This is a genomic window from Bacillus sp. H1a, assembly GCF_000633475.1.
GTDB classification, from domain to species: Bacteria; Bacillota; Bacilli; order Bacillales; family Bacillaceae_G; genus Bacillus_A; species Bacillus_A paramycoides.
Genome location: NZ_AYMH01000067.1, coordinates 44,536 through 60,177, shown reverse-complemented (window position 1 = coordinate 60,177; position 15,642 = coordinate 44,536). Strand labels below are relative to the sequence as shown.

The following is a 15,642-nucleotide window of genomic DNA, read 5'->3' as shown; positions in this document are numbered from 1 at the left end:
GAGGAATTCATGTATGAAGTTTCACCTTTTCTTTTTAACCATTACGATTCAAAAAGAGACGATATCTGAAAATGAAATAAAACAAGAGCAACAGTATAAACAGATTATAGATGAAATTCGTGATCGTAGAAGCAAGTACTACACTCACCTATAATTGTATGAAATTATTTTAGAACGAAAGGAGTCGATTATGATGTTAATTACGCACTGTAAAGAAATGATTTGGATAGTTCAGAGGGATTCCACATAGTTTATTGAGCTCATTTTATGCAAGTTTTCTGATCGATTTGATATATAAAAAATATATAATAATATTGATTTAATACACTCTTTAAAAATAAATTACAAATAAAGATACACCACTTCAAAAGTGGTGTATCTTTATCAATATATTCTATTTCCGATTACTCCGTTTCGTCTTAAACAATCTCACTAAGTTCGAAACAACTGTTTTAGTTACCGCATAAACAGGCACTGCTAAAATCATCCCGATAATTCCCGCAAAGTTACCTACCCCTAAAATAAGGATAATAATCGTTAATGGATGGATGTTTAATTTTGAGCTCATAATACGCGGTGATATGATGTTACTTTCAAACTGCTGTACAATTGTTACAATGATAATTACGTACAGAGCTTGCATCGGAGAAACGAACAAACCTACAATGACAGCTGGTGCTGCTCCGATAAATGGACCTAAGTTTGGAATAATGTTTGTAAATGCTGCTATAATCCCTAAAACGAAAGCATATGGTAAACCGATAATTAAATAACCGATAAATGTAAAAGCACCGATAAATAAACAAACGAGCGCTTGACCTTGAATATATGCAGATAATGTTTCGTTCGTTTCCTTTATGATACGAAGTCCTTCTTCTCGGTAAGACTCTGGTAATACACTAACAGCTTTCCCTGGAAATGCATGTCCATCTTTAAACATATAAAATAAAATGAACGGTACTGTAAATATGACTAATGCAACGTTCGTGATAATACCAAATAAAGCCGTTGCACTCGACGTAATAGTATTTGGTATTTCCTTTAAGTATTCAATCGCATTTTTTTCAATCGCTTCAATGGAAACGTAGTTTTGAGTAGATAACCATTCAAATAGCCTGTGATGGGATAAATCTTGTATGTATACCTTTCCCTCTTTTATGTATGTCGGCATATTTTTTACTAAATCCATTAACTGTTGTGAGATGGTTGGAACGACTACTCCAATAGCAACTCCAGTTAATGTAATGATAAAAAGGTACAGCAGTAAAATCGCTAAACTTCTAGGTACTTTTTTATTCTCCAAGAAAACTAACACAGGGTTAAATATGAAGTATAAAAATAGCGCGATTAAAATTGGGAAAAATAATGTTGATATGAAGATACCAATCGGTTGAAATAGAAACGATATTTTCGTGCAAATAAATATGATTCCTACAACCATCAGCACTTCTAATGTCCAAAAGTGCACTTTCGATTTCAAAAAAACGTCCTCCTTTAAACTAGCACTTCTCTCCATTGTACCAAAATAAACATGAATTTTACATAATATTTTCCTTTACAATATTCCAAAATATCATTAAATACACTACAATGAGATTACAGACAAATTTGCGGGTAAAGGTGATAAAAATGACACAATGCATCATTTGCAGAAAAGATACGAAAGAACTAAGTGAACAATATGTCATCCCAGAGATATTATGTGGATATTATTTCACAAACTCAATTTGTGATTCCTGTCATGAACATATGACAACAAATGTTGATCGTCCTTTAATTAGGCATAAATTAAGTCAATATAAGATTGAGCAAATGAAAAAGCAAATCGACTCCCCTCTCTATACGAATGAACATGGTGAGGAGCTGGCAGCTGCTGAGACAGATGTTGTCGAAGTAAGTGATGAAATACTTTATTCCAATGCATTAATTATGAAACTATGTAAAAAGCACGATATTTCTCTGCATAATGAAATTTGGAAAGAAGAGCGTGTAACAAAAGTAGCAAGTTCTATTCAACGTGAATTACTTTTAGATAATCGTAAGTATAAAATGAGTGTATTAAAAATGGCGTATACTTTCGCTGTACAAACAATTGACGGCTACTTTGAAGATCCAGATGCGATTAATATTTCTACCATTCTATCGAATGCCGATTTCATGGAGTTAAAGGAAAAGAGTATAGTCCGTGACTTAAGCAAAAGCTCTTTATGGAATACATTAAATACAAAGAGTGATAACCATTACTTTATTTTACTTAGCGATAAAGATGGCCTATTCTGCTTCATTCGTCTATTTGATATTTTCGATGTTGTCGTTCATTTATCAGAAAAGAGATATAATCTTCCATCACCAATTGTCGGAGTGAATAATGTTGACAAACAAGAGTTTTATGTAGAAAGTTTAAAACAGTATATGGATGGGCTATTTAAAGAAACTGCACCTTCTATTTAATCCATATAAGAACATACGGTCTCCTTTCTTGTTGAAAAGACACTGTGTTATAATAAGTATGAAAAGAACAATACAATCACATAAAACAATTAAAAACTGTATATAAATAAAAAAGACTAGTGTGCGGCTACACACTAGTCCACGTAACTAAGCAGATTGGATTGTTCATTTATCCTATTTGTTTCGTACAAACACAACAACCCACATTCTATAGGCATAGGTGGGTTGTTATTTTTTGAGCTTGTCAATTAAAACGACAATAAACGTTAACAATGCAACGAGAAACAGTCCACCTTGCAGTAGCAACGCAATTTCACTCACGTATTATCACCCCCCTCCTACTCGGAGAAGTGATAATTGAACAACCAACCGTACCATAAGTTACCTCTTAATTTTACCATATTTTTTAATTATTTACGATGAAAACCCGCAAGCTAGTAAGCTGCGAGTTTTTTATTTCTCATTATTTTTCATGTGGAAAAAATCTCTTTCTGTTTAAATATAGTCTCCGTTTATAAAATCATTCGAGGTAAGAAGACATGAATTGTATCTGTTAATACGTCTGTTTTTAATTATATCCTTTACTCCCCTTATTAAGAAAGTATACAGTTATTCAATCTACTGTTTGTTGTCGAAATAATCTCCTTTACTATTCCGCATCATAAAAACTCCTTCTATAATGGAAGGAGTTAATGAGCCACTACTATTTTATTAACCACGATTCATATTTGGTCCTTTATTTTTATCGATTACTAATATGTTATTATTTTCAATACAAATGCCGAATACACCAAATGCACGATGATATTTTGGGGATTTACTCATGTTTTAGCTTTCCCATAACCACATCATAAAATTTCCGCTCATCATCAACATTTAAATGGACACGACTTACCGTTTTAGAAAATCCGTATAACAACTGCGCTTTCATCGGCTCTTTTAACATTATTTCAAAAGTTGCAGGTTCTTTTATAAATTCCATAACAGTTGCGTCAAGAACCTCTTTCTCTTCTTCTTTCGTTAATGGTTCTCCTTTATAAAACGCAATGTTATCAATTTGTGTAAATGGTATAACGATTTTCTTTCCTAATCCAATTTGAATGATCACTTTTTCTTCCGCAACGATAATTGGATTTTTACGCATCGCTTGTATTTCAGCTAAAAAATAGAACAGCGCATATATGTTCAAAATGAGTAAAATCCAAGCTATAACTGGATTCCATTGATGCAGTAAGTAATGAAAACCGATACTTTCAATTACTGTTGCATGAATAATCATGATATAAACACCGATTGCACCAGTCTTTTTATGATAAGAGTATGCGAATTCACCTTCTGGTACTTTTTCACGCCATGACAAAAAGGCATAATAAAGTAATTTACACTCTGAAAGAATGACATTCACCGCTGTACTTCTTTTCATAGTAGTATCAAATGCTTTATCAATCGCATATGAAAATGATGCATACTCTTTTTTATATTCTTTATATAGTCTTATTATTTTAGGAAGAACCTTTATAATTTTATATAGAAGGAATAATTCAAAGGCTACAAAAGCTACTTCTCCTGCGACTATTATATAAGATACATAGGAAAAAGCTTGTAAATAATCGCTTGGAATAATAAATCTCGCAAATATATATCCAGCAATAACTACAGGAAACACATACTTTAACGAATATCTTTTTCGTATAATAAAGAAATATGTGATGACTGGAATTACGAACATAAAATCTAATAATGAACCGAGCACTACTTCTTTTGGAGCAGCTGGTACAATGGGAAGGGCATACAATAAATAGTTTGACAACACAATTAAGGATGTGAGCCCGATCCAAATACCTTTTCTCCTTCGCGAAATGGATAAATTCATACGTTCACTCCTCTATTTAAAAACCTCATTTAAATGCTCTTTATAAAATGAAATGGCACGTTCAAATTCTTTTACCTCATCTACTTTCACAACAGTTTCTAACAGTAATTTCATCGCTTCTTCATGATCTTTGACATTGTATTTTGCAATTGATAAAAATACTTTCATCACGTCATTGTCTGGAAATTTATTCAGCCCTGCTTCTAATACGGCAATTGCTTTATCGTATTCTCCTATACAACGATACGTACTGCCAAGACCTATATAAGCACCACAAAGTGATTCACCTTCAAGGCCATTCGCAATCGCTTGTTCATAATACGGAACAGCTTCCGTTTCAAGCCCCATTACATCATGTATCCAAGCACATTGGTAAAGTACTTCTGCATCTCTCGTAAAGTTTGTTAACCCTATTAGTATCTCTCTAGACTGCGCATATTTCTTTTCATTTTTTAATTTAATAGCTTGCTTTAATAATTGTTCCATAGGATCCACTCCTCACAATTGTTCATTATGTATATCCAATGGCATTATCAATCACATTTATTACATAGTATGCGGCTTCATCTCTTTCTAAAATCGTAAATTTACAAAGCTGTAATGCGATTGCATAAGTGTTCTAATCTACTTACAATTTCTTTGGCTGTTTCGTCTTTTCCATTACATAGCTTTACATCACCATTTTCTCCAATAACATGATGCACAGCGCCGCGAGAATATAAAGAATGCGGTGAGTTTGCTACCATTACACTTGCTTTTGCATCTTCCATTCTTTTGCTTGCTCTGTCAATAAGCTCTTCTTCATTTACATCACTTTCAAGTTTAAAGCCAACAAGTATCGTTTCTGGATCCCAGTTCTTTATTTGTTTTAATACTTTTGGTGCTTTTTGAAAATGAATAATTGGTGCGATATCACTTGAAATCTTTCCGTTCATATTAAGAACAGTTCCATCTTGATCACAGATTTTTTCAACAATCCAATCTGAGCCCGCAGCAGCCATAATAACTGCATCAATTTTTTCATGTGTAATAATACTTTTCATCTTATCTTGTAAATCAATAATCCCCTCAAATGGATGCAATTCTAATTGGTTATTTACATCGCCTGGCTTCTCAGCAAAATAGCCATGTAAATATATAACATGTGCTCCTTTTTCCATTAGCTCTTCCGCAAGAATTCTTCCAATCGTACCTTTTGCTAAATTAGTATGTCCTCGTACTTGATCCCATTTTTCTAGACAACCACCACTCGTAATTAATACCTTTTTCCCCTTCATCATAACCATCCCTTACTGATTTTTCGCACGAAACCACTCTGTTCCAAAGTCAACTACATCACGTTGCTTCATAAAGTGGCACGTTGCATTCCCTATCTTCCCAAGCGTTACAGTTCCTTTACGTTCGAACTTCACTCCGATCTCTACAAACGTATCAGAATCATAATCCATTTCATCAAACTCTTTCCATACTCTTACACCGTTCTCCATAATAGGAGCTCCTACTTTTATTAATTCACGCGCTCCTGTACGTACTTCAGATAAATGAACGGATGTATTGGAGTCATACCCGACACCAAGTAATAATATGTATCCATCTAAATCATATATTTTCCTTAATGGCGATTCTTCTCCAAAACTTATGGAAAGTGAATGATTCGCTGTAATTTCCTCCGCATGTTTCCCCCATGCTGCAAAACTACTGAGCGGATGGTTGCTCCGCAATACATTCGGATATGTACGAAAACATTCAACTACTTTTCCCATTGCCCTTGTTGGTGTTATACGTGGGTCAAATGCTGGGACGTTATCACGGATAATTTGCCACCAGTCTTCTGGTACAGGTGGTCTTGCCCAATGTTTCGGATCAGATAAATCCGAAGATTGCGTCGGCATAATAATTGTTCCCTCATCCGTAACAACTTTCATTAATGCCTCTACTACGGCAACTGCTCCGCCAGATACCCAGCCAATGGAACTTAACGAAGAATGTACAATAAGTGTCATTCCTTTTTCTATCCCTAGTTCTTTCAAATCATTTGTAATTGTTTCGATTGTATTTGGAAATTGTGTACTCGTCACTATTTCATTCATTTTCACGATTGTTCCCCCATTTTGTTTTAAACTAATACATAAATATATTATCATATTTTTCTTAATTTTTAACTTAATTATCCACTCTATTGTAGAATGAACGAAGTACAATAACAAAACCACTTGTTTCATTCCTAAATCAAAACACAATAAACGAAGCCCTAGAATAGCTGACTTTACAGTTCTATCCTAGGGCTCTTTCTATTTCGATGTGCGAAATACTACATATTGCTTACATGCGACCTCATATATTTTCCTTGGAAGAGTTTAATTTGAAATGTTTTACATTGCTATTTCAAATATCTTTAAACGAGTGAAAATTTTGATTTATGAAGAACCTGCTATTTTCTCATCATCTACTTCATATTTTACTAGGCAATCATTTTCTATGATTAGTTCTTTACCAACTATGTTACCTGTGACACGATCAACAATTTTTTTATAAATTTTATTTTTCCTGTATACTTGACCATCTGCCTTTTTTACAAAACGATGATCCTCTTCAATAATAGAATACGAATATGGGGGATACTGTGATGCCCTAATTTCTCCGTAAATGTATTCCTCGTCAATATGTAGATTAATTTGATAGGAAATATTTGAATTGTTCTTTAATTTCAAATCAATAATCCCATTCATCAAAGTAGCGCCTGTTCCAAATGGAATCACCCGTCCATAGTCAGGGAATGGATCAAAACTATGACGATACCTTTCTACTGTTTCCAACTCTGAATGAAGAAACATCCAGTAGAGAAGATTCCCTAACTGACAAAGACCACCGCCTATTCCCTTTATCGCTTTACCATTCATTAAAATAATTCCTTCTTTATATCCAGCCTTTTCATCAGAATTACCAACAAGATGCCAAAATGAAAATGTTTCTCCCGGTTTAATTACAACCTTGTTTATTTTGCTTATAGCTAATCTTAGATTAGTAATTTTGTTGTATTGCAGCTGTATGTCCGTATCACCTAATTTTCTAATAAGTAAAGATTTATGTTTATAAATTCTGTAAGGTAATGGGTTTTGTTCAAATGTTTTTGGAAATTTATACCCTTCAAGACGGTCATGTATTTTTTTAAACAACCTGCGTTGTCTAATTCTGAAGGGAATTAAAATCGGGAACCTTTGTGTTAATAGTTTTCTTGCCATTGAAAGTCGAGCCCCTTAATATACTATTCATCGATATATTGCATTTAAATTTACATTTCTTTCAACATCATAAAACGTTTGCTACTACAAAATATATTCTAAGATTATTATTCTGGCGGGAGTGTATACATAACCTTTCCTTCAGTATCTAAAAACTTCATACGTGGAATATCATTCTCATCAACTATCATACGAATACGGTCTTTACCTTTGCTATGCATATTATCCTTCAATCGTAACCCCAGTGAACATTGATAAATTCCCTGTTATTCTTTCACCTACTCGTAAAAACAGTCCCGCTGCTCTTCCGCTAATACAATGAGAACCGATAAGTAGTTTACCAGTATATGGTCCATCCCACGTATCAATTGTATAGTCAGGCATGTCTACGTATTGCTGATATATTTTTCGTTGTTCAAAATAATACTCTGTTTGATCTTCAGCTAATAGTTCATCATTTTCATAAATAGACACTCCGCCGCCTTCCCGTCCAAATAATGGTTTTGAAACATATGATTCTTTTCTTTCTAAGAATCGTTTATTTGTAAAATACGTTGGAAGGAAGTATTTCTTAATGATCTCTCGCTCTTCTTTTTCAAAGAAAACTTCATCTTCGTAAAGTTGCCAAATTAATGCGAGTACACCTTTATTTTGCACTACAAAGGCGGCAGGTGGATTAATAATTTGCACTCTTCCTTGCGCAATGTGATCTAAAAATTGTAGACCGATTCTTTTTCCGTTCTTATCAACGTCCGACACTAAATATTCAATTGGATATAGTCGGTATAAATATTTAATTCGGTCTCCGCTTGGCGTGTATATTCCATCATCTGCAACAACAATATCTTGTATTCCTACATAATCCGTTTGTTGTTGTAAGCAATAACTTCTTAAAAACTGAACGGTTTGATGATCTTCATCATGCCAATCATAGCTTGTAAAACAAATCGTTTCGTCAGGACTTATTTTGTAATCATGTTTAATTTGTTCCCAAGCTTGCACAATATGCTCTTCAATATGATTCGGATGATTTACATCATGATATCGACACAATACTTCATTCGCGACAGATGGTTCTAAATAACCGGTCGGAGTATCGCAATTTACTTCAATTAATTTAATATCATCATGATTTACGATGAAATCAAGCCTTGTAAAATATGAAAATAAACCAGTATGTTTCATTCTTGCAATTTCCCACGTCTCTGGTGGAAAACTAAGTTTTTGAAATTGCTCAGGGGTATTTGTAATGTATTGATACGTTTTATATAACACATACATAATTTCTTCTGTCGCTTTAGAAATTGCAGTATATGTACGTACTGGCATACGATACATACCAGTTGCCATATATTGATTCCATTCTTCACTCTCTAACAAACTCGGCCATGTAAATCCATTTCTACCAGCCTCTTCTGCAAGAGAAAACCAGATTTTCATATACTCTTCCTGTTCTTTTTCTGTATACATTTCTCCATTATCCTTTCAAATTAGGATCCAGCTGGTGCTTTTGCGTTTCCAATTCCACTGGAACCAGAATTCACTTTCGGCGTCTGTGTAGTAGATGACTTTGGTGTATTTGAATCTGGCGTTACTTTATTCGCATTATTCGGCTGTTGCTTATTTAAATCCACTTTCTTTGAAGAATCATTATTACTACTAGTGCCACCGTAATACCCGCCACCACCGCCAGTTCTGCGCTCATCCTTTTCACTGTATGGGATAATATTATTTGTATATGGTTTCTTCATAAGATTTGGTTTCGCCGTATTATACATATTCGACGTCTTACTTGCTAATAAATACCCAGCTACGAACGGAAGTATTGGCAAGTGTGACCCCTCATTATTAAATGTAGCAGGTGAATGATTCTCTCTACATAATCCTTCTTTTTCTATATTTACTGTTGTTGGTGCTTTATCATCACAATTTAATGTTTCTTGTTCGCTTTCTTGCTTCGTACCATCTACTTTTACAGCACTACTTTCTTTTTGTGTGCTCTCTTCATCATTATCAGCACATCCTGTTAATAGAAAAGATGACACTCCTATTGAAGCTGCAATTTTCACAAATTTGCTTTTATCCATTCTCATGTGTTTTACACCTAATTTCTATTTATCTATATTTTTCCAGTTATCTTTATTATATACTGTATATATCGTTTTTTTCAAACTAAACTAAATATGTAAAAATACATATTTCACATACTTCTAAACTGTTCATTCTGGAAATGGCAATGAAATCTTTCCACCCCTGGATGTTTTTCTCCCAAACTTTTAATCTTAAACCTACACTTTTTATAAAATTCAACTGCCTCTTCGTCTGTCTCTGCCTCTATATATGTTAACTCATACTTCCTAATTATTTCTCTTATCATTTGAAGTGCAATTCCTTGATGACGATATTTTTCATCAACAGCTATGTGGCATATTCTCGCTCTATTTGTATCAATTAACGCTATACCAATGCAAGCCTTATTCCCATATTTATATAACACTACATGATTATTTTCATACAATGACACTGCTTTAATTAAACTTATTTCACTTGGACCGGTCGCATGCTTTAATACTTCCTTAATTGGATCTTTTTCTATACGCTCAACACGTTGTAACATCATATCGTCATCCCTTTCCATGAAAAAAGACTAGCTCTTTATAGGAAAGAGCTAATCTTTTTACGCAGTTATTTTTTCTTCTTTTTTCACAACTACAGCTACATAACTATGTAATATCATTCCAACAATAACGAGACTCATTCCAATCCAAGATAAAGAAGATGGAATTGGAGCAGATAACCAGAGGAGCTCTCCTACTAATGCAAATAAAACCTCACCAGACTGTGTCGCTTCAACTGTTGCTAATTTTTGCGGATCATCTTTTACAAGATCAGTCGCAAAGAAGAACAATACTGTCGCAATTAAACCTGAACTAATTGCTACGATAAAACATTGGATAACTTGGCTACTTGACGGTAATCCGTTTGTAGATACTTCATATCCAGATAGTAAAAACCAAAATGGTAAACTTGCTAATGTCATACCGAGAACCCGCTGAAATACATCTAATTCCCCTTTACATACTTGCATCATTTTTCTATTTCCAAGCGGATATGCAAACGCTGCAATGAGTACAGGAACTACACATAAAATGGTTTCACGAATTCCTAAAGAAGAAGCGTGTTCTACTTGCATAAGAAAAACACCGAATAAAATAATGCCTGACATTACTAATTCCTTTATCGGAAGTTTTTTATGTAATGGATCTACCGCGAAAAATGGTGTTAACAATATCCCTGCAACTATCGTAATTTGCCAAGTTGAAGCAACGAGCCACCCCGGTCCAAACGCACCAGCGAAACTAAGCGGTGCATAAAAGAGACCAAATCCAACGATACTCCATAACAACCATTCTTTCGGATTGTTTTTCATATATTGAAAGAGTTGTTTTAAGTTCCCTCTATACATAACAATAAGTAATAGCATTGGAACCATAAAGTAATACCGTAATGATGCACTCCAAATCCAACTTCCACCTTCTAAGTCCATCGCCCGGTTTAAAACGAAGGTAAAGGCAAAGAAAAACGATGCCAATATCCCTACTGCAATAGCTTTCATCATAAAACCCCTTATATAGTTTCTTCTTATACTATATAACAAAATAAATATAATTAATATTCAAAAACTTTATTATACATGCAGTCTTTAAAGAAACAACACCATATTTTCATCATCACTATACACACCATTTATCTTTATAGCCCTTTTTTCAATTGCATACGTTTTAAAGCCCATTAATCCATACAGTTTTTTTGCTGGTTCATTTGTGGATACAACTCCTAAAGTTAATTGCTCTAGTTTTATATCTCGTGCTCTCTGAATTGCATTTGCAATTAACTCGCGTGCCAATCCATTCCGTCTGTTTTGTACATCTACATACATCCCAACGATATGACCTTTATGCTTATATGCTTCTCTCTCTTGAGTAAGTAAAGTGACAACTCCAATTAATTGATTTTCTTTATTAAAAGCACCGAATGTACAACTAGTAGCAGATGTTAAATTACTTGCAACTCGGTCAAGAGGATTTTCCTGGCGGATTGCCTCTTCATAAGTTGTTATAAACGCCTCTGGATTTATTTGTAATGCTTGTAAACGTAAATCCCAATATTGTTCTGCATCTTCTTTAGTAAGTAATCGAATCATTTTCCCTACCCCCTTTAGTTTACATAATATTTTTATAGACTATTAAATAAAGACTGATATTCTTCTTTTAACATACTATAACGATAGCGATGAATGAATTTACCATGACGTAATCGATCATTTCTCATTATTCCTTCACAAACAAATCCAGCTTTTTCATAACTCTTTCTAGCTTGTAAATTATTTTCGTCTACTCGTAGCCAAACTTTTTCTAATTCGAATTCAGAAAAGCCAATTTGTAACATACTGTATAGAGCTGCCATTCCATATCCTTTACCCCAATGTTCTTTATTTCCAATTGCAATCCCTAGTTCAGCATTTTTATTCGTTTTATCAAAGTTTTTAAGGTCTACCCAGCCAATGTGTATACCCTTATCAGTTAGAATAGCTCGTTGTTCATATCCATTCTTTCGACTTATACACGTCTCGATCCACCTTCTCGTATCTTCACGAGTGAACGGTGGATATTGATCTGGTACAACTAAGTGCTTTGTTACTTCTGTATCTAATGACCACTTGTACCGATCTTCTACATCATCTAGTGATAGTTCTCTTAATTGAACAATTGGTAAATTCATTTTGCTACCCCTTCTCATTTCCCTATAGAAAATCCTTCGAACATTCTTCCCCCATACTCTTCTAACGTTTTTTCTATAAAAGCGATTAATTCCTTTTTGTCCCCTGTTTTATAAAAGTGATCAAAAACCGCAACAAATTTCTCTGCATATACTTCGTCGTACCTTTTCAATACTCTAATGAACCATTTTGAATTTCCAAGCCATTGGCCATTTACCCTCAAAACATATTCATGTACTAAATCAGCTAATAAATTTGCGATGAACAACTCTTCTTCTCTCTTTGTTGCACCAATAAAGTCATCCAAAGCATCCGTAATAAAATAGCGCTTCTGCTTCATCGTTTCTTCGGTCCATTTTTCAGGACCTTTATTTAATAGTTCATTTGCTTCTCTTTTTAGCTCTGCTACAATTTTTTCTTTTCCTTTTAAAACAAACGCTTCTGAAACTAATTGAGGTAATGAAGGTCTCCCGCGTTCACAATCACTTTTGAAAAAGGTTGTGTACGTTTCAAAATTATGTACAAATACTTCAACAGGCCAGCCATTACTATAGAAAGATTCTCTATAACAAGATGATAAATTTTGATCAAATATTACAATATCAAGGTCAGATGTTTTCGTAGCCTCTCCTCTAGCAACACTTCCCCCTAGTAAAGCAACATCACAATTCGGAAATTGTGATGTAATTATGCTTTGTGCCGCTTCAATTGGTTTCATAGCCTTTCCCCTTCTCTTATTTTATTTTCTTTTTTTCAGCTCTTTCTCGTGTCTTTTTAATATAGGCTTCTGCATCTGGTGTTTTGCATGACGTTGCACCGTGATCAACTTCTACTTTTCCAATCTCACGTGCAATTTCAATTGCTTTTTGTTCCAAACTTTCATTCCGAACCCCTATCGCAATTAAAGCTCTATTCATCGCTTCTCTTTTTCGATTTTTCTCATTATGTATATGAACTTTAATCTCTTCTAAATACGGTAAGAAGTATTCATCATCTAATGTTTTATTTTTCATAGCAATATTCGCTAATAAAGACCAACCTGCTCTTCCAGTCCATTCATCGTCAGATTTCGCCCATTCTTCCATTCTATCTATAGCGATTGGTGACGTACATATAGCCGTCATAAGAACGTCCATTAAACAATAATAATCAACTTCCTGTACCCATATATTTAGTTGTTCTGACGTTAGTTTCTTTGGATCTAAAATCATCGTTGCTAAAGTCATTGCATCCATATTTTTTGTTTCCCATAATGAGATTGCTAAATCATGATCTTTTTTTATCTTCTTTTTTAACAATTTCAAATTCGCAAAACTAACTCCGAATAACGGCTCTTTCGCCCCATGATTTTTAAACGTTTTACGATTTTGTTCTGTTCCATATTCCTCTAGTTGCTGCATTACTTCTTCAAGTAACATATGTCCACCTCTTTTATATATTTTGTTGACTTCACATATGTATGTACGATATATTCTACATTATTTTTTGGTTTTCCTATATTTATTTTTCGAATACGGCATGTGAAATTTTCAATTATGCATTCTAAAACAAACTACATTTTCTTATTTATTTTTCACACTCTCTATATAATACTCTACTAACGCATTCAACGGATTTATTATGTTCCTTCCTAATATATTTTCTATCCTTGTAGCAGCATCTACCATCGATAATTGCGCAACTGAAAGCATTTCGTTTCTACCTTTCATAATTTCATATAAATACTTTTCTAATTTAGTATCATGCTCTTCTTTACGGCCTTGCATAATTAACTCAAATATCCCCCCTATCACTTCTACTTTTACATGTATATTTTTATTTTTCCGCTGAGCGTATTGTTTTAAACGTGCCATCGTTCCTAAAACAGTACTGGCATTCGTAAAAACTATTGTTTGTGGCTCTTCAACATGACAAAGCATTTCAAAGAATGGCTCATCAATTTTCAGTATAGGTATGTCTATTTTGAAATTCTCATCTAATAGCGTAATATAATCTGTACAAGTTATTAAAAGTGTATCCGCATCACTTTCGGCTATATACTTTAATAAATCATACAATTTATTTCGTGCTTGTTCTCTTTCAAAATCACAATCTTTTTTTAATATGTGTGATAAGATGGGATCTACAAAATGGAGTATTTCTATTTCAAAAGATTGAAACGCTCGGTCAATGTATTCAATATTTGAATGATGGGCGTGTAAACAAGCTAATTTTTTCATACTTATCCTCCCTTTCCAAAACTAAAAACATGTATAAACCGTAATAAATGTAGTTCCATACATTCAATTCTTGTTTCATTTTATTAAACCTGCAAAAACGCTGAAATCTTGCATATTTTTGTACAAACTTTTTTACGCTTGTAAAAAAGTTTTTTTGCATTTCCCCCTCTAAAATTGCTAATATAGTAGAGTAGAACTTTTATAGAGAGAAGGAAAATTATGCGCAATGGAATTCGGATGACAACTTTAGTAAAAAGGGCTCTGTTTATATGCATCGGGGTATTGTTTACATACGAGGCTGCTTACGGATCAACACATACCGCTCTAGCAAGTACAGAGGATGAAGCTAAATCTGTTCAACTTGTAAGTGAAATCCAAACATCCCTAGCACCAAAAGAAGCTCCAAAGCACTATAACGGGCAAGTTAGAAAAGTTGCTTACTTAACATTTGATGATGGTCCTGGAAAATACACAGCTGAGCTTTTAGATATGTTAAAGAGTGAAAATGCAAAAGCAACATTCTTCCTAATTGGTTCAAACGTTAAAGCCTTCCCTGACCTTGTAAAACGCGAAGATGCTGAAGGCCACTATGTTGGGATGCACAGTATGACTCATAACTACAAGAAGCTTTACACAGAAGGTCATTACGTTGATGAAATGAAAGAAGATCAAGGCTTAATCGCTGGTGTTCTAGGAAAATCACCAGTATTAACACGTCCTGCTTACGGCTCAATGCCTGGATTAAATGAAGCCCTTCGCAACAAAGTTGTCGAAAATGGTTTAAAAGTTTGGGACTGGACAATTGATTCATTAGACTGGAAATACAACAAAATGCCAGCAGACGCTGCATCTGCTAAAATCGTAGAAAACATTCTAGCTCATGCTACAAATCCAACAGAAGTTATCCTTATGCATGATATTCATCCACAATCAGTTAAAGCAGTACCTGGAATTATTAAAGGACTGAAAGAAAAAGGATATGAATTAGAAAGCTATAATGAGAACGAACATTTCCCATTAAACTTCTGGCATGATAATCGTATGTAATAAAAAGACTTGATTCCCTCTTGTAGGTTA

At 33.9% G+C, this 15,642-nt stretch carries 19 protein-coding genes and 1 pseudogene; 3 read left to right on the top strand and 17 right to left on the bottom strand.

Going from position 1 to position 15,642, the window contains the following annotated elements:
* Positions 1 to 13: 13 nt before the first annotated feature.
* The gene (locus U860_RS0126290) at positions 14 to 154 is read left to right on the top strand and encodes a YrzI family small protein (RefSeq protein ID WP_002172384.1); all 141 of its coding nucleotides are present in this window, start codon (positions 14 to 16) and stop codon (positions 152 to 154) included.
* A 240-nt stretch (positions 155 to 394) separates the two neighbouring features.
* Here U860_RS0126290 and U860_RS0126285 read toward each other — a convergent pair whose 3' ends face one another.
* On the bottom strand, positions 395 to 1,480 hold the full coding sequence (locus U860_RS0126285; RefSeq protein ID WP_002172385.1) for an AI-2E family transporter: 1,086 nt from the start codon (positions 1,478 to 1,480) through the stop codon (positions 395 to 397).
* 149 nt (positions 1,481 to 1,629) lie between these two features.
* On the opposite strand from U860_RS0126285, the gene U860_RS0126280 reads away from it, so the two are divergent.
* Entirely contained in the window at positions 1,630 to 2,451 is an 822-nt protein-coding gene (locus U860_RS0126280) for an HNH endonuclease (protein WP_025150863.1), read from the top strand.
* Between the two features lie 228 nt (positions 2,452 to 2,679).
* On the opposite strand, the gene U860_RS36645 is transcribed toward U860_RS0126280, so the two are convergent.
* The 16 genes and pseudogenes from U860_RS36645 to U860_RS0126195 form a co-directional block, all read right to left on the bottom strand.
* The gene (locus U860_RS36645) at positions 2,680 to 2,772 is read right to left on the bottom strand and encodes a putative holin-like toxin (protein ID WP_001289319.1); all 93 of its coding nucleotides are present in this window, start codon (positions 2,770 to 2,772) and stop codon (positions 2,680 to 2,682) included.
* Between the two features lie 396 nt (positions 2,773 to 3,168).
* A pseudogene (locus tag U860_RS34290) lies at positions 3,169 to 3,276 on the bottom strand (DNA mismatch repair protein MutT); the annotation flags it as partial.
* Positions 3,269 to 4,324 (bottom strand): hypothetical protein, encoded by a 1,056-nt coding sequence (locus U860_RS0126265; RefSeq protein ID WP_025150862.1) that lies wholly within the window; start codon positions 4,322 to 4,324, stop codon positions 3,269 to 3,271. The gene U860_RS0126265 and the pseudogene U860_RS34290, both read right to left, overlap by 8 nt.
* Positions 4,325 to 4,336: 12 nt before the next feature.
* On the bottom strand, positions 4,337 to 4,810 hold the full coding sequence (locus U860_RS0126260; protein ID WP_025150861.1) for a tetratricopeptide repeat protein: 474 nt from the start codon (positions 4,808 to 4,810) through the stop codon (positions 4,337 to 4,339).
* Between the two features lie 101 nt (positions 4,811 to 4,911).
* Positions 4,912 to 5,601, bottom strand: a complete 690-nt coding sequence (locus U860_RS0126255; RefSeq protein ID WP_025150860.1) for a phosphopantothenoylcysteine decarboxylase — start codon at positions 5,599 to 5,601, stop codon at positions 4,912 to 4,914.
* Positions 5,602 to 5,613: 12 nt separating this feature from the next.
* Positions 5,614 to 6,414, bottom strand: a complete 801-nt coding sequence (locus U860_RS0126250; RefSeq protein WP_162791019.1) for an AAC(3) family N-acetyltransferase — start codon at positions 6,412 to 6,414, stop codon at positions 5,614 to 5,616.
* A 327-nt stretch (positions 6,415 to 6,741) separates the two neighbouring features.
* Positions 6,742 to 7,566 (bottom strand): VanW family protein, encoded by an 825-nt coding sequence (locus U860_RS0126245; RefSeq protein ID WP_025150858.1) that lies wholly within the window; start codon positions 7,564 to 7,566, stop codon positions 6,742 to 6,744.
* A gap of 222 nt (positions 7,567 to 7,788) precedes the next feature.
* The gene (locus U860_RS0126235) at positions 7,789 to 9,036 is read right to left on the bottom strand and encodes a glutathionylspermidine synthase family protein (RefSeq protein WP_025150857.1); all 1,248 of its coding nucleotides are present in this window, start codon (positions 9,034 to 9,036) and stop codon (positions 7,789 to 7,791) included.
* Positions 9,037 to 9,056: 20 nt separating this feature from the next.
* Positions 9,057 to 9,659: a hypothetical protein gene (locus U860_RS0126230; protein ID WP_025150856.1), complete on the bottom strand. Its 603-nt coding sequence runs from the start codon at positions 9,657 to 9,659 to the stop codon at positions 9,057 to 9,059.
* A 107-nt stretch (positions 9,660 to 9,766) separates the two neighbouring features.
* Positions 9,767 to 10,183 (bottom strand): GNAT family N-acetyltransferase, encoded by a 417-nt coding sequence (locus tag U860_RS0126225; protein WP_081806930.1) that lies wholly within the window; start codon positions 10,181 to 10,183, stop codon positions 9,767 to 9,769.
* Between the two features lie 60 nt (positions 10,184 to 10,243).
* Complete coding sequence (locus U860_RS0126220) at positions 10,244 to 11,182, bottom strand: multidrug resistance efflux transporter family protein (protein WP_025150854.1); 939 nt, start codon at positions 11,180 to 11,182, stop codon at positions 10,244 to 10,246.
* Positions 11,183 to 11,269: 87 nt separating this feature from the next.
* Positions 11,270 to 11,770 (bottom strand): GNAT family N-acetyltransferase, encoded by a 501-nt coding sequence (locus U860_RS0126215; protein ID WP_025150853.1) that lies wholly within the window; start codon positions 11,768 to 11,770, stop codon positions 11,270 to 11,272.
* Positions 11,771 to 11,802: 32 nt separating this feature from the next.
* Positions 11,803 to 12,348 carry a GNAT family protein gene (locus U860_RS0126210; protein WP_025150852.1) on the bottom strand — a complete coding sequence of 182 codons (546 nt, stop codon included), beginning with the start codon at positions 12,346 to 12,348 and terminating at the stop codon, positions 11,803 to 11,805.
* Positions 12,349 to 12,362: 14 nt separating this feature from the next.
* The gene (locus tag U860_RS0126205) at positions 12,363 to 13,064 is read right to left on the bottom strand and encodes a nucleotidyltransferase domain-containing protein (RefSeq protein WP_025150851.1); all 702 of its coding nucleotides are present in this window, start codon (positions 13,062 to 13,064) and stop codon (positions 12,363 to 12,365) included.
* A gap of 16 nt (positions 13,065 to 13,080) precedes the next feature.
* Positions 13,081 to 13,764, bottom strand: a complete 684-nt coding sequence (locus U860_RS0126200; RefSeq protein WP_025150850.1) for a DNA alkylation repair protein — start codon at positions 13,762 to 13,764, stop codon at positions 13,081 to 13,083.
* A 144-nt stretch (positions 13,765 to 13,908) separates the two neighbouring features.
* Entirely contained in the window at positions 13,909 to 14,565 is a 657-nt protein-coding gene (locus tag U860_RS0126195) for a hypothetical protein (protein ID WP_025150849.1), read from the bottom strand.
* A 219-nt stretch (positions 14,566 to 14,784) separates the two neighbouring features.
* Between U860_RS0126195 and U860_RS0126190 the strand changes: the two genes are divergently transcribed.
* Positions 14,785 to 15,612, top strand: coding sequence for a peptidoglycan-N-acetylglucosamine deacetylase (locus tag U860_RS0126190; protein ID WP_025150848.1), 828 nt, complete (start codon positions 14,785 to 14,787; stop codon positions 15,610 to 15,612).
* Positions 15,613 to 15,642: the final 30 nt, after the last annotated feature.